The sequence below is a fragment of the Rhizobacter sp. P2_D12 genome (assembly GCF_056404395.1).
Genome location: NZ_JBFUEB010000305.1, coordinates 1 through 1,201 on the forward strand (window position 1 = coordinate 1; position 1,201 = coordinate 1,201).

The window sequence follows — 1,201 nt, forward strand, 5'->3', positions numbered from 1 at the left end:
CGCCAAGGGCTTGCACCTGGATATCCAGTACGACCCGGCCCTGCCGACCGGCCTGCGCGGCGACGAGCTGCGCATGCGCCAGGTGCTCACCAACCTGCTCGACAACGCGATCAAGTTCACCGCCACCGGCGGCGTGACGCTGACCGTGAGCGCCGATGTCGACCAGCTGTGCATCGCCGTGATCGACACCGGCATCGGCATCGCGCCCGACCGCCTGGCCGCGATCTTCGATCCGTTCACGCAGGCCGACGCATCGATGACGCGCCGCTTCGGCGGCACCGGGTTGGGCACCACGATCAGCAAGCAGCTCGTCGAACTGATGGGCGGACGGATCTGGGCCGAGAGCCAGCCGGGCCAGGGCGCGACCTTCCACGTGCGCGTGCCGCTGATCCTGGCGCGCTTTTGCAACCAGGCGCCGCGTGTGCGCAGCGCCGCCGTGCTGCCGCCGCTGCGCGTGCTGGTGGCCGACGACGTGCCGCAGAATCTCGAACTGATGCAGCTCCTGATGACGCGCCGCGGGCACACGATGACGGCCGCGCGCGACGGCGGCGCGATCGTCGAACTGGCCACCAGCGGCGAGTACGACGTGGCGCTGATGGACTTCCAGATGCCGGTGATGGATGGCCTGGACGCGACCCGCGCCATTCGCGACCACGAGGCACGCCACGGAAAGGCGCGCCTGCCAGTGATCGCGATGACCGCCAGCGTGCTGGCCGAGCATCGCCAGGCCAGCGTCGATGCCGGCATGGATGGCTTTGCCAGCAAGCCGGTCGACTGGTTCGCCCTGTCGCATGAGATCGCGCGCGTGCTCGGCCTCGAAGGCGGCGTGCCCGCCGAGGCAGCCGCCGTCCCGACGGCCCCGCGCGAAGTGCTCAACCGGCGCGCCGGCCTGCACCGCTGGAGCAACCGCGAAGATGCTTACGCCGAAGCCCTCGACCACTTCAGCCGCCAGTACGCGCAGCTGGATGGTGCGATGCGCCTGCATGCCGCCGGCGGCGATCACGTGCAGTTGCGCATGCTGGCGCACAAGGTGCGCGGCGCGGCCGCCAACGTCGGCCTGGAGCGCCTGTCCGACGCGCTGGCCACGCTGGAGCAGGCGACCAATGCGGTGCCGACCGACGAGCGGCACGCGGCCGAGGCGCTCGGCGTGGCGGGACAGGCGCTCGAGGCCGCGCTGGCCGCGATCGGCAACGTCGCCGCC

At 71.4% G+C, this 1,201-nt stretch carries 1 protein-coding gene; it reads left to right on the forward strand.

The window, feature by feature from the left end; all coding sequences use genetic code 11:
- Positions 1 to 1,201, forward strand: a 1,201-nt coding sequence (locus tag AC1DYN_RS32640) for an ATP-binding protein (protein WP_477966973.1), incomplete at both ends; no start/stop codon positions are given.